This is a genomic window from Pseudomonadota bacterium (genome assembly GCA_022572885.1).
Classification (GTDB): domain Bacteria; phylum Pseudomonadota; class Gammaproteobacteria; order Steroidobacterales; family MnTg04; genus MnTg04.
Map to the genome: position 1 here is coordinate 133372 of JACZVC010000001.1, position 19993 is coordinate 153364.

Sequence of the window (19993 nt, forward strand, 5' to 3'; positions counted from 1 at the left end):
TGCTAAATCCCAATAAATGTTGGCACGACGATCACCCGGCGCAGTTCGTCGTTGTCGCCATAACGTCCCAGGCCCACTCCACAAGGATCAGCCGGCGGAGTCGTCATTGCGGTGACACCGCGCCATGCGATGGTCACGGTGTAGCCACCCGAACCACCCAATACAGGGCCGTTGATACAAGCGGTCGCACCAACCAGCCCACCGGTCGCTTCATTGCCACGCGTTTCCATGTTGCCATCGAGAATTCTTTCCCATTCCCAAAGGTCAAAGGCGGCAATCTGCTGTGTGCTACATGGCCCGTTGATATTGTTGCAGGCTAGAGCCGGCTGCGGACCAAGCGTTCCGCCACCGAGGTCAGCAGCGTTGACGTAGCTGGCCAGCGCCTGGTTGTTGCTCCTCATACGCTCGAGCAGATCGTAGGCCATCAGCGATGCGTTGGTTCTTTGCAGGGCGTCGAAATTTGCTTTCTTGGCAACACCCTGCAAAGCGGCAACAGACAGCATTCCCAGCGAGAAAACGACCAGCGTGACCAGGACTTCAATCAATCCGACGCCGGCCATGCGGTGCATGGCCGGCGTAGTCGATTTCATCATTGCGGAAACTTTCAACATACGGGAGCGGTACCATCGATGTTGTATTTGGATGCCCGAGGCCGGCCGCTGGAATCAACCACGATCGTTCGGGCATGTTCAGCACCGCGAATATCGCATAGCGTGAATTGTCCGGTGTTGGAGCGGATGTTGTTGCCGGTCATCATGCGGCCATTCGGACGATACATCAGGTTATTGCCGATTCCGCCAGGCGTGATCCCCAGCCTGGATATGTCATTGACGGAACGCAGAACCACTTCCGTGCCGTTGACCTGACCATCACCATTGTTATCGACAAAAACGACCCAGCCGTTACTCCAGCTATTACCGCAGGTCTGGCCGTCGTTGCTGCCGCACAAGGATACTCGTCTGTTTTGTACAATTGCTTCGGAGCGTGCCAACTGCATGCTGCCGACCAGTACGTTCAACGAGCTGACTTGGCGATTATTGAGCAGCGTCTGATTGAAGCTGGGTACGCCAACCGTAGCCAGTATCGAAAAGACCGCCAGGGTGACCAGCAGTTCGGCCAGCGTGAATCCGTTTTGTTTCATGTCCATAAAAAGTCCCGCCAATGGTTTGTTCGTGTTTCCGTGTATGCATCAAACCACCAGTGCACTTGTCATTCCGTGAACTGGTTCACACCGGATTCTTGGCTCCCCGTCAGCGCTTTGGGATACTTGTCCCGAGCCACGATTTTCGCGCCGAATTAGGTCAAATCGGGAATTTTAAGTACTTGTTTTTTAAGTTCTTTTTTTTCAGCCATTGACGATGTTTTTTGCCGATTCGGGCGCTATAGGCTTAACGTGGAACCGTCAACCCCGATAAGCGGTCATGGACTTCCGATAAGTGGAAAATCCCGGTTTTTGGATGCTCATTGAGACCTGAGTCACAGCTATTGCAAGGGCTGAGGACATACAATCGGCCAGTCTGAAAAGGGAAAGATTATGCAAAACAACGCCGAAGCCAGGCCGATTACGCTAACCGGAGAGCGGAATCTGGGAGTAGCTGTAGACATTTCGGCAACCGGCGCAGCGCGGGAAATGACCGACAGGCGTCGTTTTAGCTTCAAGACCATCCTTTATGGCCTCATCAAGCCACGACGCCGCGGCCCGCGCAGAGGCGAAGACAGCGACAGCTATCACGCCGATTTCTTCGATCGCAGCCTGATGTTTCCTGCAGTGGGCACGGTCCTGCTCAGTGCAATGGATGCGATGCTGACGCTGATCGCGATCGACAATGGCCTGGCAACCGAAGCAAACGCCGCCATGGCTACGTTGATGGAGAACGGCAGCGCAAGCTTCGCCGGCTGGAAGCTTTTCGGCACCATCATAGGCGTAGTACTGATGATATCCATGGCGAATATGCGGGTCCTGGCTGGCCTCAGGGCAAAAACCATTCTGTATTTCCTGTTCTGTGGCTATACCCTGCTGATCACGTACCAGTTACTGAACATCTACACCGCTTGAAAAACAGGTGGTTTGCCCAATTTTGCGCACTGCAAAATGACCCGCCACGCCAATTGCAATACTGTCTCCCGAACCTAATTCAAACCCAAAGAAGCAGGGGATCACGATGTCCGGGAGATCTGTCTGGCTGAATGCGTTCAGTATCGCATTACTGATGCTGCTAATCGGCAGCCCGCTGTGGGCGCAAGAATCACCGGTTAGCCTCGATATACCGCCAGGCGCATTGGCCGGCACAGATTTTAATGTCGATCGGGCGACAGATGCCTATGTCGCGTTGCTAAGCGAGGAACAACGGGCAAAATCGGACGCCTATATGGAAGGCGGTTACTGGCTCGAGCTGTGGGGATTTCTGTATGGCCTGGCCGCCGCGTGGCTGCTGCTGCATTTTCGAATTTCCGCCGCAATGCGGGATCTTGCCGAGCGAATCGGCAAATGGGACTGGCTGCATACGCTCGCCTACGCCGTGCAGTACATCCTGGTCACGACGATCCTGGTTTTCCCACTGACTCTCTATCAGGGGTTCTTCCGCGAACATCACTATGAATTGGCGAACCAGAATTTTGCTGGCTGGTTTGCCGACCAAATGACCGGTCTGATGGTCGGCGCAATCCTAGGCAGCCTGGCAATATTGCTAATCTACGCGGTAATCCGAAAAGCGGGTCAGCTATGGTGGATATGGGCCAGCGTTGCCTCGGTTGCTTTCATATTCTTCACTTCGTTTATCGCGCCAGTCTATTTCGCACCGTTATTCAATGATTACCAAACCCTGGAAGACGGGCCGATTCGTGACCAGATCATGTCCATGGCGCGGGCCAATGACATTCCGGTCGATGATGTTTACTGGTTTGACGCCTCCCGCCAAACCAAGCGCATTAGCGCCAACGTCAGCGGTTTTCTGAACACGACACGCATCAGCCTTAACGACAACTTGCTCGAGCGCACCTCACCCGAAGAAATCCAGGCGGTCATGGGTCACGAGATGGGGCATTACATCCTCAACCATGGCGTCAAGCTGGTCATGCAGTTTGGACTGGTCCTAGTCGGGGGATTTGCCTTCGTCAACTGGGGATTTGGCAGAGCGCTGGCACGCTGGGGGGAAAACTGGGGTGTCCGCGATATCGGTGATACTGCGGGCTTGCCGTTGCTTGGCGCCGTGTTGTCGGTTTATTTTCTGATCATGACGCCGTTGACCAATTCGATCATCCGCGTGGCTGAGGTGGAAGCGGACAATTATGGCCTGAATGTCGCCGGACAACCGGATGGCTTCGCCCGTGTCGCGATGCGTTTGAGCGAGTATCGCAAGATCAGCCCGGGCGCCTTTGAAGAGTTCCTTTTTTATGACCATCCCAGCGGGCGCAACCGCGTGCATATGGCCATGCTGTGGAAAGCAGAACATCAGGAATCCGAGCCTGAAACAAAACGAGAATAATCACCCGCCAGGAAGCGCTACAAAAACACGCATCATGCGTCGGCTGCTGAACAGCAGGTGACCAGCCCAGAAAGTGTTTTTACACCGCTGAGTCTGGTCTTGTTTTTCGGCGTCGTTTTGGCCCGGCCGAACCAACCCTGAATCCGCTTGGCTAAATCAGCTATCGCGGTAATCGTCACCATAGTATTTGCTCGTGATACGCGTATGAAAATCCTCGGCCCTGATCGGCTGGTAACGAGGTTGACCGAGCCCCGGCAACACATCAAGGATTTCGTCCTCCCAGACATAAACAGCCATCGGTAAGGAAACTCTTGGCTTGGTCATTACACCGGGGTCTTGCGGCTGACTCACACGGTGAGTCGTCGATGGCAACCGGTCATTGCTGATTCGCTGCATATAGTCGCCGGTATTGAGAATAATACTGCCCGGTGGCGCATCGAGTTTTATCCATTTCATGTTACGGCGATTCAAAACCTGTAACCCTTCCTGGTTTGGCGCCGGCAGAAAGGTAAACAGATCGACATCTTCATGGCCCAACATCCGCCCGCCACCGGCTTCCCCACCCGCTACCGTCACCGCCGGGTAATAGTTGAGCCTGAATCCAAAATTGGTTTTGTGAAGTTTCTGGTCATAGATATGGGGGTCGCAGCCGAGATAGTAAAGAATTGCCTGCATGACCGGCAAGATCAGTTTTTCATGCTCAATAACCAACCGACGGAACTCGGGTTCGAATTCCGGGCGTGGCCAGAAATCACTCTCCCGGTAATCGGCCTTGCCATCCAGATCGAATGCGCGCCGGCAAAACACCCAGCCTTCGACAAGGTCGGGGTGGATGATGGTTGTTTCCTTTACCGGGAAATACCCCTGGTTCACCGATCCGTGCCGGTGGGCGATGTAGGGCTTTCTTTCGGATGCGGGAATGGTTTCAAAAAATTCAATGGTTTTTTGAGTTAAATGTTCGTACAAGTCCGGGTCCACGCCATGTCCGGTCAGGATGGCAAAGCCAATGCTTTCCATCGCAGCGCCCAGTTGTTGCGAAAATTTCCGCCGGCTCTTTTCATCGCCTACCAGCCACAAAGACATATCGCAGGTCTGAATCTCGAATTCTGCATCGAACTGCTCACCAGCGCCCTGCTCGGACAGGTAATAGGATTGCTCCTTACGAACCTGTTCGTACCGGCGGAACTCCTGGTTTTTCGCCAGCACGCCCGTTTCCTGTTTTCGCTTGTCGCCCATCAGACTTCTGTGCCGCTTATCAATGAAAAAAGGTAAGTACCCAGCACCACGACAAGTGCCAGTGGAATCACCCAGCGCAGCCAGAATAAACTGACTAAGGCAAAAAATCCGGCCTGTCGTGGAAAAATTTGCTGCGCCGTGGTTATCCGGCCAAGCCCACGGGTCAGCGCGATGATGGCAATCAGCCCGCCGCTAACCAGCATACCCGAACCAAAAACCATATCTGCCCAGCCTATGAACGGTGGATACAATGCGCTTGGAATCATCATCAGCGCCAGCAATACAAAAGTAACCACTACAAGTTGCCGTCGCGACCATCGATATTGACGCGGGTCGCTGAGGCCGGAAACAAAGACCTCGATTGCCGCGATCGCCGAAAGAAAGGCGACCAGCGCCAATACCAGCAGGAACAAAGAACCTGCGAGCCGGCCGCCGGGCATCGCGGAAAACAATTCGGGCATGGTGCTAAAGATCAGACCGGGCCCCGAACTCATGTCGAGCCCGAAAACCAGCACCGTCGGCACAATGAACAACGAAGCCATTAGCGCGGCAGCGGCATCGCTGGATACGGTGATCAAGGCATCGCGCGGCAGATTCGCATCATCTTTGAGATAGCTCCCATAGACCAGCATGATGCTGCCGCCAAGTCCCACAGAATAAAATGCCTGACCCATCGCGGCAAACGCTTCGCGAGATCCTATCCGTGAAAAATCAGGCTGCAGAAATTCGATGACTTTTGGTATCGCCTGCGGCAGTGTCAGTGTATGAAAAACCAGGTAGAACATGATCAGCGCAAACAGCGGAACAAACAACCGACTGACCAGTTCGATACCCCGATTGAGGCCTTTGTGGACGACCAACAAAGCGGCTGCCGCGATGATGACTGAAATCGTATATTGCAAGACACCGTTCGATAGCGATGCGTGGTAGTTGTCAATCGTTTCCGGCGAAAATCCTTTGATCAAGGAAAACCCGCCGGTCCACGCCACCTTGGCAATCACGACGATATAATAGGAATCGGCAATCAAAATTCCCGCCAGTAATGCAATTCCGACCGGCCGCCCAAGCCTGTCTCCGAAAGCGGACGCCATCGCTCCGATGGGGCCTTGCCTCGTCGCCCGACCCAGCGCCCACTCGGCTGACATGGCCGGCACGGCGATCAGCAGCGCAAAAACCAAGTACATGAAAAGAAACGCACTACCGCCATACTGTCCCATCATGTACGGAAACCGCCAAACGTTACCCAGGCCGATGGCGACCCCAACCATGGTCAAAATGGTTGTCAGCCGGCTGCTGAAACGCAGGCTGCTCATCGAGATTGGGGAAGTTCTGATCTATTCATGAACTCGTATCTTACGCCCAAAATGTCCGGCTTCCGCGTTGACTTAAATCAAGGAATTTCGAGCGCGAGAACCCGACTATAAACGGTTGTTCACATTGCAAACCGACAAGGACCTGATCGTTTCTTGTGGCGTCCGGTTCATGGCGAAGACAGCAAAATTACGAAGCCCGGAAAAAACCGCGCTGCTGCCAACCCAACTGTCTGGCTGCTCGCTGGCGGAGAGCATTACGGTCGACGATGTCAGGTGGGTGCGCGATCGCTTTCCCGGTGTGCCCGTGGTCACTGCAGCATACGCTGTCCCTATATGAACGAAATAACGCTGGAACAAACTCTGGCTTCGTTGAAACATGGACGGTTCGAAATCGACTTGCCCGCCAGATTGATTGAACTAGCAAGGAAACCGATAGAGGCAATGTTGCGCGGGTCCTGATCTGGAAAAACGCCGGCCTACATCGAAACCAGCTTGGCGCCGATCAGCGCATAGATCAGCGAGCCCGGCAAATAACCCAGCAACAAACTCGCAACGTGAATCCGCAATCGAACATGATGCGACCCGGCTATCAGGTCCGCCAGCGGGCCACCCGCCCATGGCACCCAGCGAAGCAATGTCAGGAACAAGAGGTTATCCGCCTGGTAACTCCTCAACCAGGCAGGCAATGCTTGTATGCGTGCGCGGATATCCCATTCGTGATCACCGCGTTGCCAGATACGGTACATGATGAGGCCGGTCACCATGCTTGAAATCTGGTTGACCAGGGTCGCGACCAAAATGGAGAACAAAGCACCATTGACGACTGACAACACGATTGCGCCGAATGGCGTGACGTTGGTCAGCGTTTTGAGCAACGCAGATGCAACCGGCGCCCACACGCCCCATTGGGAAACCGCTCCCCGCGCACCCTCGATTTCGATCCAGTGGTTGGCGGCAAGCGACAACAGGATTATGGTTGCCAGCATCCAGACGAATGGGGAAAGGATTGCGCGTTTTATCCTGTCCATCAGCGCACGTTATCAGAAAACGCTGTGTACGCGAATGGCGGCGGGAACGCAATCAATGGTGATGGTTTTTTCTTCACTTTGATAAACCTCACCATCAAGTTCGTATCGCGGCGGAGACTCGAATTCGATGCTAACTGATTTGACAGCCTTCATCTGGACCTTCTCTCCGTCCTTGTGCCTGCCGGCGCAGACATCTGAAAATATTTTCATCCGTCCAAACGGGCTGGTATCGTTGATCGAAACCAGGTCGAGATAGCCGTCAGTCAGACTCGATTTCGGTGCGATATCGAAAGAACCGCCAAAATAACGGCCGTTTGCAACCACCAGCATCAGGCGTCTGCCCCGGTGAGATCTCAACTGCTCACAGTCGACGGTCATTTCCACGCCGGGAAACCGGAACAACTGGCGCACGGCGCAGTATTGATATAACAGACCGCCTTTCAAGCGGTTAAATCGTGACGCATCGTCAATAACCGCAATGTCAAAACCGCAACCGAAAACATTCAGAAAATGGCGGCCGTTGAGACGGCCCACATCAATGGTTCGGTAGTCGGAGGAGCTAAGTGCAGCAATGGCCTTGCCCAGATGGCGGTAAACGATGCCGAGGCTTTTCCCGAAATCGTTACCGGTACCGGCAGGCAGCAAACCCAGGCTAACATCGGCCCGGCCACTGTTGATTATCTCATTGGCAACGAGAGACCAGGTTCCATCACCGCCCACTGCCACGATGCGCCGGTAACCGCTGTCCAGCGCCTGCCGGGTCAGCCGCTCAAGATCGCCCGGCTCCTCGCTGACTTCATAATCGAATGCGCCCAGCGCAACCGAAAGCAGCTTGAGGTACCTGGCCTTGCAGCGCGCCCCACGGCCACGGCCCGCAGCCGGGTTGAACAGAACAAAGTATCGGGGTTTTGACAAAGCGGTCGGGTTTAGGAAAATTCTGATCTATTCATGGGCGCAAGATACGAGTCCATCAATAGATCAGAGCTTCCTTAGAGAGTTTCCAGTTCTTCGAAAAGTTGCCGGCCGCGCTTCATCCACAACTCGCGAAACGGATAATCCGTAATCTCCCCCGGGTCCAGTCCCGCACACATGGGATGATCGTGCAAGGTCAGCGAGCCCCGCTCTTCTTCATGCTCGCAAAAATTACCCTGCATGTGGATATCCACTTTGTAACGACCGGAATCGTCTTTCATGTTGCACTGATAAAGATGATCGACATCCTCCCATTGATGCTCGGTGACCGTGAAATCGACTATGGGAGCATCCCCTTCCCTGACAGTCACCGCCAAGGAGCCGTTTTGCTCGGAGAAATCAATGGCGATATCCATCGTGTGATGCGGCAGGTGCCAGCGTTCGAGAGCGTGCGCCCTCGCCTCAGCCGTACTGGTTGCCAGGACAAACGGGTAAAAAGCCGATTTTGGAAACTCGCTACTTTGACGAATCAGCGGCGGAACGATAATGGACATGACTACTTCCTGGTATGCCCCGATTATGCTTTCAGTGAAGTCAAATGCCGTGACTGCAAAAATTGATGAGCCGTGATGTGATTCCAGCGTCTGCAATGGCTTTGGCAACAACGGCATCGCCATTTCCGTTGGTATTTCAAAAAAAGCGCTGGCCGTCTGACTAAACTCGTACTTGGTCAACGGCATAGCCCGTGCCTTTGCATGACGTTGATCAAAATATCGCAGCCCCGCTCGAGCTGCTCATTGGTGTGCCCTGCGCTGATCGAAATCCGGAAGCGGGATCGATGCTTGCCGACTGCGGGAAACCTGACCGGATTCAGGTAAACGCCTTCGTGAATCAGTTGCTCGGCATATGAAAATATGTGCTTGTCATCGCGGATCATCACAGGAATCACCTGTGACTCGGAGTTACCGATATCCACACCTGCCTCTCGCAGCTTTTTTTGCGCGAAATATACGTTGTCCCACAAACGCTTTCTGAGTTCAGGTTCGTCAATGGCTATGTCCAGGGCCTTGCTGATGCCCGCGGTCACTCCCGGCGGGAGGGCGCACGAGAATACCCGGGACCTGGCAAAGGCTCTCAGATAATTGGTGAGTTTGAATGAGCCCGCGACGAATCCACCGATGCCGCCCAGGCTTTTTGAGAACGTGCCCATATGGATATCGATCTCGTCCTCGAGACCGAAGTGCTCGGCAACGCCACGCCCGTTTTCGCCGAAAATAAATGCGGAATGCGCTTCATCGATCATGATCCTGGCATCGTAACGCTTGCAAAGGTCAACGATCTCGGGGAGGACCGGCAAGTCACCGTCCATCGAGTAAACGCCTTCAACGACAACCAGTTTCTTGCCGATCGCGCGTTTCAGTTTCTTTTCCAGGTCGTCGATCTTGTTATGCCGGAAAAAACTAACCCTGGCCTTCGACAGGATGATTCCGTCAACGACGCTGGCATGCGAATACTGATCCGTGATCACCGTATCGCCTGGACGCATCAATCCGGAAATAACGCCGAGGTTGACGCTATAGCCGGTGGAAAAAAGCAGCGCGGTTTCTTTCTTTTTGAATTTTGCCAGTTTCTCCGCCAACTCCTCGTGCAACTCCATCGTGCCGCTGAGAACCGGCGAACCCGATGCGCCCAGCCCGTACTTCCGGGTCGCTTCGACAGCAGCCTCGATCACCTCCGGCCGGTAAGACAGGCCGAGGTAGTTGTAGGAAGAAAAGTTGACCAGATTTTTGAGCACCTGGTTGTCGAGCGTCTCGCGGATATCGACAGTTGGCAGCGGTGCGGTCTGCATCGGCAGGCCAAACTGGTAATAACCAGCGCCATATGCTCTCGTCCCCCACCACTCATCCATCGGATCAAGCATGCAAAACGCATCATCACTCGATCCCGAATAAAAATTGCTATGATCGAAGTCATCGAAACCGTGGGCGGCCGCTGTCGCCGATAATTCCTTAACTTTTTTCTTTGGTGCTTCCATAGTGCTTGTGTTTCCCCGGCCAAAAATCCACAGGCGGTTGACCTCGCCATGACTGCTGGCCTATTTTCTCAGTTTCCTAACTGCAAACACGACCCAACCATGATCAAAACTAGTCTTGATTATTTACGCGGTGGCACTTGTCTTTTTGCTATCGGCTTGCTGCTGATCATCGGCGACCCCATTCAACGCGCATTGTTTGCGTTGCTCCCGTTGTCCGGCAGGCACAGCCTGCACCTGCAGGCTTCCTGGTTTCGGCTCTGGGCCAACATTATGCTCCAGACCATCCGAATAATCTGTGGCGTGAGATTCAGACCCTTGCCATCCGTCTCCGGCGATTCGGGCACCCTGCTCCTGGTGAACCATCAGTCGATACTGGATATCCCCTACGTGGCCGCCTGTCTAAGCGAAAATTATCCTCTTTTTGTAACCCGCCGCCGGTATGCCAAGGGCATTCCGCTGGTGTCCAATATGCTCCGATTGTACAAATTTCCGCTGGTCGATCCCGCTCGGTTTTCCGTATCCCAGCTCAATGCCCTGGCCGAAACCGCTGCAAATGCCCGCTACCCTGTGGCGATTTTCCCGGAGGGCTCACGCACGAGGAACGGGGATATCCGCAGGTTCAGAACCGCGGGTGTCAACGCCATTCTTTCATCCCGGCCCTGGTCCGTCCACCTGGTCATCGTGGATGGCCTTTGGAAGTGCGCGACTTTAACGGATTTTGTCAAGAAAATCAGTCGAATCAGGCCAAAATCAGTGATTATTGGCCCTTTCTCTTTTGACCCGGAAACGGACGATCCGGAACCGTTTATGGCCGGTATGCGTGAGAAAATGCTGTCCGGGCTCGCGCAGCTACGCAAGGAATCGGGCGCTTGAACGGGCACGCCCACAAACCGGATGCCTTGAGGGCGATGGCTGACAGGGCCGGCAGCAACCTGCGGGCGGTGATTTTCTTCGGCTCCCACCTGGTGAACTCAGCACCGGGCCAGCACAGCGCCGCCGACTGGGTTGTCATCGTTGACGAGTACCGCCCGTTTTATCGCGAATTCAGTGCATGGTTCGGCTACCCGGCCGTCCTGGTCGCTTTGCTGAACCGGCTGTTGCCACCCAATGTCATCCATATTCCAGCAGCGGAAGGCGCTGGCATCAAGGCAGTGATCATCAGCGCAAAGGATTTTGCACGAGCGATGGGTGCGCGCGCCAAAGACCATTTCTGCAAAGGGCGCCTGGTTCAGAAAGTGGAAATCATCTATGCGCGCGACGACGAGGTCCGCGAACGGGTTAACGAGCGGCTGCTGGATGCGCGTATGGGCACGCTGGACTGGGTGCCGCTATATGCGGATGAAAAATTTACCGTTGAGTCTTACTGCCTGGCCATGATGCAAACATCGTATGGCGCCGAAATCCGCCCCGAATCGAACGATCGAGTGCTGGAAGTCATCGCCCAGCAACAAACTTCGTTGATCGAATCGTTCAAGCCGGTACTGGACGCCGGTATTGAACGAGGCGTGCTGACCCGGGACGAGCGAAAATACCGCCTGACCCGGCCACCAGGAAAAGCGCAAAAGTGGCGCTGGCGGTGGTATTTCCGCAAGTCGAAAATTCGCGCGACGCTACGCTGGCTCAAGTACGTCATGACTTTTACCGGCTGGCCCGACTACATAGTCCGCAAACTGGAGCGCCGCTCCGGCATCAAGGTCGAACTGACCGATGCCGAACGACGCTGGCCATTGGTGCTGATGTGGCCCAAGATCATCAGGAATTTTGTCCGCCTGCAGCGAAGCAAGAAATCATCACCATGAGGCCGATCCGGGATACCTTATCCTGGCTGCCAAATCGCTCCAGTCAAGCGGGTAGCCGTTCAATCGCCTCCAGCAAGCGGTCGATCTCGCTCCTGGTGTTGTACATCGACACGCCCATCCGTATCAGCCCGCCGCTCTCGGACAAGCCGAGCAGTTCGACGACCCGTTGAGCATAAAAATGCCCCTGCCAAAGACAAAATCCCTGCGTGCCCAGATCTTTTACGGCGTCGTCCGTGGATATTTTGCCGGATGTGATCGAAACGGTGGGTGAACGCGGCGCCGCAGAAAAATCAGGCCCCCATACCGTGACCCCCGGAACATCCGCTACACGCTGGTAATAGTGGGCCGCCAGTTCATGTTCGTAGGCGTAAATTTTCCCCATCGCATCGACCAACTGCTCACGAAGATTATTTCCCTCACCCCAGCTGGCGAGGTATTCGATCGCAGCCGCGATCGAAACGATTGCCGCGTGGTTCAGCGTGCCGGTTTCAATCCGGTATGGCGCGGCCGAATCCTGGGTGCACAAGCGGTTGGTCGGCAGCGTATTCAGCAGACCGGGCCTGGTATAAAGAATCCCGACATGCGGCCCATAGAATTTATACGCCGAGCAAAACAGGAAATCGGGATCCATGGCCTGCACGTCGAGCGCGATATGCGGCGCGTAATGCACCGCGTCCACCAGCATCCATGCGCCGACCTTGCGGCTCAGTTCGCGGGCCAGGGAAAGATCGTTGACCGTACCCAGCGCGTTTGAAGACGCGTTGATAGCCACCAGCCGCGTACGCTCGTTAATCTTGCTGCGCATGTCATCCGGATCGAAATAACCCTGCCTGTCGATGGCGATTTCGCGGATCGCGACGCCGCGATCCTGCAGCTGCAGCCACGGGCCGCGATTGGCTTCATGATCGAGTGCGGTGATCGCCACTTCATCGCCTTCCCCCCAGAGCCTGGAGAAAGCATCGCTCAGGGAGAAAGCCAGCGTGGTCATGTTGGCGCCAAAGGAAATGCTGGCAGGCTCGGACGCGCCGACAAAAGCTGCGACTGTCTTGCGGGTGCGCCAGATGGCTTCCTCAAGATCCCTGGAGGTGACAAATTCGCCGCCGGTATTGGTGTTGAACATCCGGTACGCGTGATTCTGCGCCTCGATGACCGGACCGGGTACCTGGGTGCCCGCCGGCCCGTCCAGAAAGACCAGTGGTTGACCATCGAGCGAGCGCGACAAGGCGGGAAAGTCCTCTCTCGCCCTGAGACACTGCGCATCTGTATAGGGCATCTCTACTCCTTTGTCGGGCTTACTTGCTCCGTAAGCCGGTCGCCGGCAATTTCGTCGATCCGCTTCACTGTTTCCGGCTTGAGGTGATTCTTCCAATCGCCGACCACGCCCTTGCGAAAATGCGACTGCCTGTTTTCATCGCCCTGCTCCCTGCCGCCGGATAATTTTTTAAAGCTGGATTGATCGCGGCATTTTTCGATGGTCCCGTCGGAGGCATCGACCCCGAGAGCGGTTAGCAGGGGCCGCACAGCCCCGGCAAAATCATGATGCAACAACTCGTATTTGACCTCCAGATATTGCGCCGGGCAGGACCTGGCGAACTTCTGAGTAGTGTTGTTCAACTGCAGCCACCCGTCCGTCAGTTTCAGAGCCAGCTCGTCCGGCGAGACATATTCTTTTTTTGCCTGCTCCGGGTTGATGCGTAACCCATGAAACCACATGGATACCGCGACATCGCGCGGGTCACGCGTGATGTGGAGCAGTTTCGCTTCCGGAAACATTTGGTGCAGAAGTTGCAAATTGGCGAGGTTCGCGGGTGTACGCTCGCCGATCGCCGCCGGCAATTCGCCATCGCATTGCTGGCCCAGCAGCAAAGCCATCGTTATTCGGCCAATATGCCAGGCATGGTCCCGGGACAAGCCCCGGTAGTCGCGGAGTTCCTCAAACAGGGCGTTATTGTGCTTAAGGTAGCCGTTATAGCGATTGATCGCCTCATTCAAATCAGGTAACAGCTTGTCGGCAAAGTGTCCTTCGCCATGGCAGCACACGTCGGGGTGGGCGTTAAGAATCAGTTCCAGCCAGGTCGTGCCCGATTTGCCCTGGCCAGCGACAAAGAAAAGCTGGCGCTCAAGCACCGCCTGGACCAGCGAACCCAGTGCCTGGTTATCCGGCATCCCGGTCTATCCCCCGAAGCAGACCAAAAGTCTGGCCAATGTACCGCATCGGCCGTGCAGATTCGATGTCGGCGACAAGGCGAGGATGCGCCAGCGAAAGCAGAAAGGGGGGCGTGGACGCGAACGCCCACGCATTGGCGTTCAGGTCTGCGAAAGATCCAGGTTGGGCACGATGCGAATATCGATGCGCCGGTTCTTCGCGCGCCCCTGCGGCGTTTCGTTGTTCGCGACCGGTTTGGTTTCACCATAGCCGATCGAGCTGATCCGCTCCGGGTTGATGCCCATCTGCACCAGCAGATATTGACGAACCGATTCGGCGCGTTTTTCGGACAGGACAAAATTCTGGTCGTCGCCGCCGAAGGAGTCTGTATGTCCTTCAATGATAACGCGCCCGCCCGGGAAAATTTCGATCGCGTTTTCTACCTTTCGCAGCAAACCATAATTCGCCGAATTGATATTCGAACTACCCGAGTTGAAACTGAGCCCGACCAGGCGTATGTAGATTTCATTTGAATCCCTGAAGACCTTGGCTTCGAATCGCTCGAAAGTGCTTTCTATCTGGATCACCTTCTGGCGCAAAATTTCCTGGGCAGCCAGCCTGCGCCGCAACGCCTCCTGGGCATTGGCCACGCCACCGAGCTGTTCGCTGAGTTCGTTGACTTGATCGCCTAGCGCAACGATTTCCCGGTCGCGCTCCGCAATCTGCTGGCCCAGTTCCTGGGATTGCTCGCCGCCGGTCTCGATATAAATCACCAGATCCCTGACCAATGCTTCATAGCCTTGATCCAGTTTGGCTGTCATATCCGCCGCGGCTGCAATTTCCTGCAATGGCTTCTCCCAATGCAGGATCAGCTGTTCCTGGGTCCGATTCCGTGACTTGAAGTTTTTCAAGTATTCAGTCAGGTAAATCGCATGCTGGGCCTCGTATTGCGCTTCGCGTGCCAGGCTGCGCGGCCGGTCGGTGTCATAACGATTTTCCGTCAGTTCTATTTCCGCGGTAGCCAGCAGATTTTTTGCACGCCGCAGCGTAATTGGCGCATAGCGCTTGGCCTTCATCTTGTCGGCCTTCGCCAACAACATCCGCGTATCGGTCAGATACTCGGCTTTGATTGCCTCAAGCTCCAGTTCACGATATATCTTGGTCGCTTCCGCGGCTCGGCGCAGCGCATTTTTCTGGCGGCCGTCCTCGAGCATGGCAACCGCGTCCCGGAAATAGGCCTCGGCACGGGTCCAGTTTCTGGTTGAGTATTGTTTGGCGTTGACTCCGGCCGCATCGGTGCGCGCCTTGATCATCGTTCCCATTTTCTGGGCTGCCAGATCGGCAACAATCTGGGCTTTTTCGAATTCGATCGTGGCCTTGGCGAGATCCTTTTGCACGCTACTCACCGTGCGCCCCTGCGAGAACTTTTTCTCTGCGTTCTTGTAGCTGCGCATAGCGCGTGCGTAGGTATCCGGCGCCAGTCGCCTGGCGTCCTTGTTTTTGGCAACCTCCAAGGTCCCGGTCGCCTGCCGGAACATACGCTCCCTGGCGTCCTGTGAGTGGGCGGCCCCGCTGGCGAGTAGCGCGAGCGCCTGGAAAACCAAAATCAATACGGTCTTTTTACTGAACTTTGTCATCTGTATCTCCGCAATCGCTCGCAAATCCTGTGAATCGGAAGCGGTACGAGTATAGTTTTCCGGTTCGCGCGCGGACCGGCACTGGGTCACATTATTGTCAAATCGTCAGCCCGCAAATATGGCCTCCCGAGCGAACGACAAAAACATTATGTTAAATGTTATGCCAGATATCACGGTCAAACAAACCGTTGGCTACAGTTTGGGCAAAACGAATCAAGCGCTGGGTAAACAAGCGCCCGGCAAATCGATTTCGGCCGCCACAAGCAGCAAAAAATCTTTGCCCTCTGTCGCCGGATTGCGACGAAAATTGCTCCATTTTCAACCCGTTGATCAACATTCGCTCAGCTTTTGCTGTGCTAGCATTCGACCACCGGCGGACTGGACCGCCGAACGAGGAAAACTACGATGAGTATCATGAAAACAGGCATTATCGCTATTGCGGTTTTCGGCGTTATCGCTGCATCGGCAAGCTATGCGCAGGGCCGCAGCGGCGGCCAGGGACGTGGTCAGACGCCATCGCAAATGCGCGATTCGGCGTACCAGGACAGCGTGCGGCGTGACCTGGAAGACATGCGGGCGAGGGCCGCCGAAAGACGCCGGGAAGCCGAAGCCGCGCGCGCTGCAGACGACACAAGAAGAGCCGAGGCGGAAGCCGGGCACGCGGCAGCACAGGCAAGACACGCTGCGGCGGAAACCCATAGCCGCGGCGAAAACGCAAGCGCAGAGCACGAGCGCAGCGCATCCTCTCGTGCCGAGCATCCGCCGAACGAGCAGGCGGCGCCGGAAGCGTTTATGGCCGAAGAAAACGCGCTCAATGCCGAGTTGCGTAAACAACGCAAGGATTTGCGCGCAGAAAATCGCGGCGGCCACGCACCCGATGACGATGGCGGGAACGACGACTAAGAAAGAAGCGCGGCACGGTTGGGTTCGCCCGCGAAATCCCGGCGCGGGCTCCAATGTTGTATTTTTGCACTGCCGTACCGGCATCCTAATGAAAAACCTGGGCTATGAGCCGGCAAGTGATTGATAATAATCGTGTTTTTTACTAGCCGAGCTGGGCTGACTGTTGTATGATTTACACCAAACCGTAAACTAACAAAAACAGGCATGAATCTGCCAGGTTCATGCCGCCAATCCTAAGGAGTCATGGGTCATGTTCAGGAAACTTATTTTAGTCCCCTCGTTGCTTTGTCTTGGTTTTGCCGCCGGCGCACAAGCGCAGGATTCAGACAGCGATGATCAGGCGAGCGACGCAGCGGCAACGGGAAGAGTGCTCGAAGAAATTGTCGTTACCGCGCAGAAACGTGAAGAAGGGCTGAAGGACGTACCGATTTCGATCGTCGTGACCTCTGGCGAAAAGATCAAGGAGGCGGGCATCTACCGGATCGAAGATCTACAGAACTATGTGCCCAACCTGCAGATGACCGAAAGCGGCATCAGCACGCAGATGTATATCCGTGGTATCGGCACCGGCAATAACCAGGGCTTCGAGCAATCGGTCGGCCAGTATGTCGATGGCATCTATTATGGCCGCCAGCAACTGATTCGGGCGCCGATTTTTGACCTGGCACGTGTCTCCACCTTGCGTGGCCCGCAGAGTATCCTGTTTGGCAAGAACTCGATCGCCGGCGCTCTTTCAATGACTACCGCTGCGCCGACCCAGGAATTCGAAGGCAGCTTCAGCGTCAGCAGCGATTTTGAGCACAATACCGTATTGACTGAACTGGTCATGTCCGGCGGTCTTAGCGACACCGTGTCCGGCCGCTTTGCGGTTCGTAAATATGACGACGACGGCTATGTAGTCAACACCTTCAACGGCGCGGATGAGCCGCAACGGGACGACTTGGCCATCCGCGGCACAGTGCGCTGGGAGCCCAGCGACAGGCTGGATATCACTTTGAAACTGGAACGCGACGTCTTCGATACGATCGGACGCCAGATCGAGGTCATCGAGGACGGCCCCATCCTACCTGGCGGTGCGACCTACGCGCAGATTCTGGGCTCGCTGGGTTATCCGGGTGCAATCAGCGACGCGACGCAGGATTATTCGCGATCGGCCGATGGCGGCGATTTCAGCAACAACGAACTGGACAGCCATGCGCTGACCATCAACTACCAGGTCGGCGAAAACACGCTGACCGCGGTATCCGGTTATGTCAGTTACGATTTCCTGGAGATCTGCGATTGCGACTATACCGCCGCACCGGTATTCAACGTCCTGCTCGACGAGGAGTATGAGCAGTTCAGCCAGGAAATCCGGCTGACCTCTCCCGGCGGCGAGAAAGTCGACTGGATCGTCGGTGGTTTTTATCAGACGGGTGACCTCGATTTCCGGGATGAAATCCTGATTCCGTCGAACAGCGTGCTGGGCCTGCTGGGACTGGTCCCCATACTGAACACCAGCGCCACACGGCAATTCAACCAGGATTCCGACCTGTGGGCCGTTTTCGCGCAGGCGACGATAAATCTTAACGACGAATGGGCCGTGACCGTCGGTGGCCGCTACACCGAGGAAGACAAGAAAGGATCAAGAATAATCGAGGTCATTGATCAAGCCACCGGCATGCCGGTACTCCCGGCGTCAATGGCGCCTTTGATTTTTTTCAGCCAATTCGGGATCGAAAACGAACAATTGATTATTCCTGGCGTCACTGCTGGTCATAACCTGAGCGGAACACGCGATGAGACCTCGTTCACGCCGTTGTTAAGGCTGGAATATCGCCCCAACGATGACATGATGTTGTTCGCATCCGCGACCACAGGATTTAAAGCCGGCGGATTCGATGCCAGATCAAACAACGTTGGTTCGTTCGAATTCACTGACGAGGAAGCGACGAGCTTCGAATTCGGTGGGCGTTTCTCCTATGCCGATGGGCGCGGCGAAACCGGTATCTCGTTCTTTTACACCGATTATGACGATCTGCAGGTCAGCCAGTTTGACGGCACCTTGGGATTCAACGTCACCAACGTGCCGAATACGAAGGTGCAGGGCTTCGAACTGGACGGGCGTTACTTGCTCAGTGACAGCGTGACCTGGACCTATGCGATAGGCTATCTCGATCACGAGTTCAAGAATTTCGGCGCCAGCGGTAGCGGCGGCGGCAACTGTTACCTTGGCGAGACGCCGGTATTGGCTGACGGGACTTGCGATCGTACCGGGCAATCCGGTCAGTACACGCCCAAGTTCAGCGGCCACATGTCACTCGATTATGTCACTCCCTTCAGTAGCGGCTGGGAGTTCCGGTTAACCGGTGACCTGTCATGGGTGAGCAGCCAGAACGTCCACGTCAATCTCGACCCCGCTTATGAAATCGATGCCTACGAGAAAATCGATGTCAGGATGGCAATATCGAATGAGCGATGGGAATTTGCGTTCATCGGCAAGAACATCACCGACCAAGACGTTCTTACCTACGTCAACAACGTGCCGCTGTCAGGTTCACCCTTTGGCACCAACACTTATTACGGGTTTGACGCACGCGACACCACTTACACGCTGCAAGCCACCATGCGCTTTTAACGGCTGATCGGCGCTGCGGCCTTTCGACCGGGCCGCTCGAACCGAAAAAAGGCCCGCATCGCACGGGCCTTTTTTCATGTGTGGTGCCGGAAAGAGGAGTCGAACCCCCGACCTTCTCATTACAAGTGAGCTGCTCTACCAACTGAGCTATTCCGGCTTTGCCGCCTCCGGGCGGCCGGTAGTTTAACTTGCCTGGCCCGCATGTCACCAGCAGGGATCGCAGATTCGGGATGACCTGCAAGTTACCTTGGCGGGCACCGATCGCTAATTTCGAGGCCGGGAACTTCGACGCCCAACGCGGAAAGATTCAGGTTATCCGCGCCAAAACCGCTGACATCCAGCCAGCTGACTTCCCCGTCCCGGTACCTTTGGTTGACTCGTGCGCCGAATCCACGATCACTCAGTTGTTGCAGCCGTCGCTGCGCACGCCCCAGCTCGCTAAAAACTCCCAGGGAAATCGCATTCTGGTCATCTCCCGAGGGTACGATATAGAAATCGGTGACACCGTCGGCCCGCAGGGCGTCGGTAATCACTTCCGCCGCCGCCCGATCTTCGGCCGCGGCGATATTCACCCAGTAACCGACAAACAGCCGGCCCGGTTCGTTACGCCTGGCCACGGAGAAATCCAGTCCCTGCAAAGTCCTCGCGGCCTCCTCCGCATCGTCCGCCTTGCTGAACGGCCCGATACTCCGGCACTCCGAGATACCGGCATTGAGCAGCTCTTCGCCGGTTTTCATCGAAAAAACCTGCGGTCTGGACTGCTCCACAGGCTGGTCCTCGGCCAGCTCCAGGCTTGGCAAACCCTCATAGCTGGTCGCAATTGGTGCGTTATCGTAGGGCTCGCGCAACCAGTGATACCAAGCCAGTATCCCTAGATTGACC

Annotated in this window: 21 protein-coding genes and 1 tRNA gene; 9 read left to right on the forward strand and 13 right to left on the reverse strand. The window is 55.5% G+C overall.

Translation table 11 applies throughout. From position 1 onward, the window contains the following. Window positions 1-2: 2 nt before the first annotated feature. Both pilV and IIA05_00715 read right to left on the reverse strand, forming a co-directional pair. A complete protein-coding gene (pilV, locus tag IIA05_00710) occupies window positions 3-593 on the reverse strand; it encodes a type IV pilus modification protein PilV (protein MCH9025620.1) in 591 nt (196 codons plus the stop codon). A gap of 11 nt (window positions 594-604) precedes the next feature. Further along, window positions 605-1147, reverse strand: coding sequence for a GspH/FimT family pseudopilin (locus IIA05_00715; protein MCH9025621.1), 543 nt, complete (start codon window positions 1145-1147; stop codon window positions 605-607). Window positions 1148-1534: 387 nt separating this feature from the next. On the opposite strand from IIA05_00715, the gene IIA05_00720 reads away from it, so the two are divergent. Together IIA05_00720 and IIA05_00725 are read left to right on the forward strand one after the other, a co-directional pair. Beyond that, a complete protein-coding gene (locus tag IIA05_00720; GenBank protein MCH9025622.1) occupies window positions 1535-2056 on the forward strand; it encodes a hypothetical protein in 522 nt (173 codons plus the stop codon). A gap of 106 nt (window positions 2057-2162) precedes the next feature. Then, a complete protein-coding gene (locus IIA05_00725) occupies window positions 2163-3485 on the forward strand; it encodes a M48 family metallopeptidase (GenBank protein ID MCH9025623.1) in 1323 nt (440 codons plus the stop codon). Between the two features lie 156 nt (window positions 3486-3641). Here the strand turns inward: IIA05_00725 and IIA05_00730 are convergent, their stop codons facing one another. Together IIA05_00730 and IIA05_00735 are read right to left on the reverse strand one after the other, a co-directional pair. Next, window positions 3642-4721: an isopenicillin N synthase family oxygenase gene (locus IIA05_00730; protein MCH9025624.1), complete on the reverse strand. Its 1080-nt coding sequence runs from the start codon at window positions 4719-4721 to the stop codon at window positions 3642-3644. Next, entirely contained in the window at window positions 4721-6034 is a 1314-nt protein-coding gene (locus tag IIA05_00735; GenBank protein ID MCH9025625.1) for a sodium-dependent transporter, read from the reverse strand. Before IIA05_00735 ends, IIA05_00730 begins: the two co-directional genes overlap by 1 nt. A gap of 169 nt (window positions 6035-6203) precedes the next feature. On the opposite strand from IIA05_00735, the gene nadA reads away from it, so the two are divergent. Both nadA and IIA05_00745 read left to right on the forward strand, forming a co-directional pair. Further along, a complete protein-coding gene (gene nadA / locus IIA05_00740) occupies window positions 6204-6371 on the forward strand; it encodes a quinolinate synthase NadA (GenBank protein MCH9025626.1) in 168 nt (55 codons plus the stop codon). Next, window positions 6368-6493, forward strand: a complete 126-nt coding sequence (locus IIA05_00745; GenBank protein MCH9025627.1) for a hypothetical protein — start codon at window positions 6368-6370, stop codon at window positions 6491-6493. Before nadA ends, IIA05_00745 begins: the two co-directional genes overlap by 4 nt. Window positions 6494-6510: 17 nt before the next feature. Here IIA05_00745 and IIA05_00750 read toward each other — a convergent pair whose 3' ends face one another. The 4 genes from IIA05_00750 to IIA05_00765 form a co-directional block, all read right to left on the reverse strand. Continuing rightward, the gene (locus IIA05_00750) at window positions 6511-7062 is read right to left on the reverse strand and encodes a VTT domain-containing protein (GenBank protein ID MCH9025628.1); all 552 of its coding nucleotides are present in this window, start codon (window positions 7060-7062) and stop codon (window positions 6511-6513) included. Window positions 7063-7074: 12 nt separating this feature from the next. Further along, the gene (locus IIA05_00755; protein ID MCH9025629.1) at window positions 7075-7977 is read right to left on the reverse strand and encodes a diacylglycerol kinase family lipid kinase; all 903 of its coding nucleotides are present in this window, start codon (window positions 7975-7977) and stop codon (window positions 7075-7077) included. A gap of 74 nt (window positions 7978-8051) precedes the next feature. After that, on the reverse strand, window positions 8052-8714 hold the full coding sequence (locus IIA05_00760) for a hypothetical protein (GenBank protein ID MCH9025630.1): 663 nt from the start codon (window positions 8712-8714) through the stop codon (window positions 8052-8054). After that, on the reverse strand, window positions 8705-10009 hold the full coding sequence (locus IIA05_00765; GenBank protein MCH9025631.1) for an aminotransferase class I/II-fold pyridoxal phosphate-dependent enzyme: 1305 nt from the start codon (window positions 10007-10009) through the stop codon (window positions 8705-8707). The genes IIA05_00760 and IIA05_00765 overlap by 10 nt, the downstream gene beginning before the upstream one ends. A gap of 99 nt (window positions 10010-10108) precedes the next feature. Here IIA05_00765 and IIA05_00770 point away from each other — a divergent pair, with 99 nt between their 5' ends. After that, complete coding sequence (locus IIA05_00770; GenBank protein MCH9025632.1) at window positions 10109-10882, forward strand: 1-acyl-sn-glycerol-3-phosphate acyltransferase; 774 nt, start codon at window positions 10109-10111, stop codon at window positions 10880-10882. Beyond that, window positions 10879-11808 (forward strand): hypothetical protein, encoded by a 930-nt coding sequence (locus IIA05_00775; GenBank protein ID MCH9025633.1) that lies wholly within the window; start codon window positions 10879-10881, stop codon window positions 11806-11808. Before IIA05_00770 ends, IIA05_00775 begins: the two co-directional genes overlap by 4 nt. A gap of 43 nt (window positions 11809-11851) precedes the next feature. Here the strand turns inward: IIA05_00775 and IIA05_00780 are convergent, their stop codons facing one another. The 3 genes from IIA05_00780 to IIA05_00790 form a co-directional block, all read right to left on the reverse strand. Next, window positions 11852-13081, reverse strand: coding sequence for a cysteine desulfurase-like protein (locus tag IIA05_00780; protein ID MCH9025634.1), 1230 nt, complete (start codon window positions 13079-13081; stop codon window positions 11852-11854). Between the two features lie 2 nt (window positions 13082-13083). Then, the gene (locus IIA05_00785; protein ID MCH9025635.1) at window positions 13084-13974 is read right to left on the reverse strand and encodes a sulfotransferase domain-containing protein; all 891 of its coding nucleotides are present in this window, start codon (window positions 13972-13974) and stop codon (window positions 13084-13086) included. A 141-nt stretch (window positions 13975-14115) separates the two neighbouring features. Continuing rightward, a complete protein-coding gene (locus IIA05_00790; GenBank protein MCH9025636.1) occupies window positions 14116-15591 on the reverse strand; it encodes an OmpA family protein in 1476 nt (491 codons plus the stop codon). Between the two features lie 160 nt (window positions 15592-15751). Here IIA05_00790 and IIA05_00795 point away from each other — a divergent pair, with 160 nt between their 5' ends. The 3 genes from IIA05_00795 (at window position 15752) to IIA05_00805 (ending at window position 19111) form a co-directional block, all read left to right on the forward strand. After that, on the forward strand, window positions 15752-16000 hold the full coding sequence (locus IIA05_00795) for a hypothetical protein (GenBank protein ID MCH9025637.1): 249 nt from the start codon (window positions 15752-15754) through the stop codon (window positions 15998-16000). Beyond that, a complete protein-coding gene (locus tag IIA05_00800) occupies window positions 15997-16494 on the forward strand; it encodes a hypothetical protein (GenBank protein ID MCH9025638.1) in 498 nt (165 codons plus the stop codon). The genes IIA05_00795 and IIA05_00800 overlap by 4 nt, the downstream gene beginning before the upstream one ends. A gap of 250 nt (window positions 16495-16744) precedes the next feature. After that, on the forward strand, window positions 16745-19111 hold the full coding sequence (locus IIA05_00805) for a TonB-dependent receptor (protein MCH9025639.1): 2367 nt from the start codon (window positions 16745-16747) through the stop codon (window positions 19109-19111). An 81-nt stretch (window positions 19112-19192) separates the two neighbouring features. Here the strand turns inward: IIA05_00805 and IIA05_00810 are convergent. Then, a tRNA-Thr gene (locus tag IIA05_00810) sits at window positions 19193-19268 on the reverse strand. A gap of 85 nt (window positions 19269-19353) precedes the next feature. Further along, the coding region (locus IIA05_00815) for an SPOR domain-containing protein (protein ID MCH9025640.1) at window positions 19354-19993 on the reverse strand (640 nt) is incomplete at its 5' end.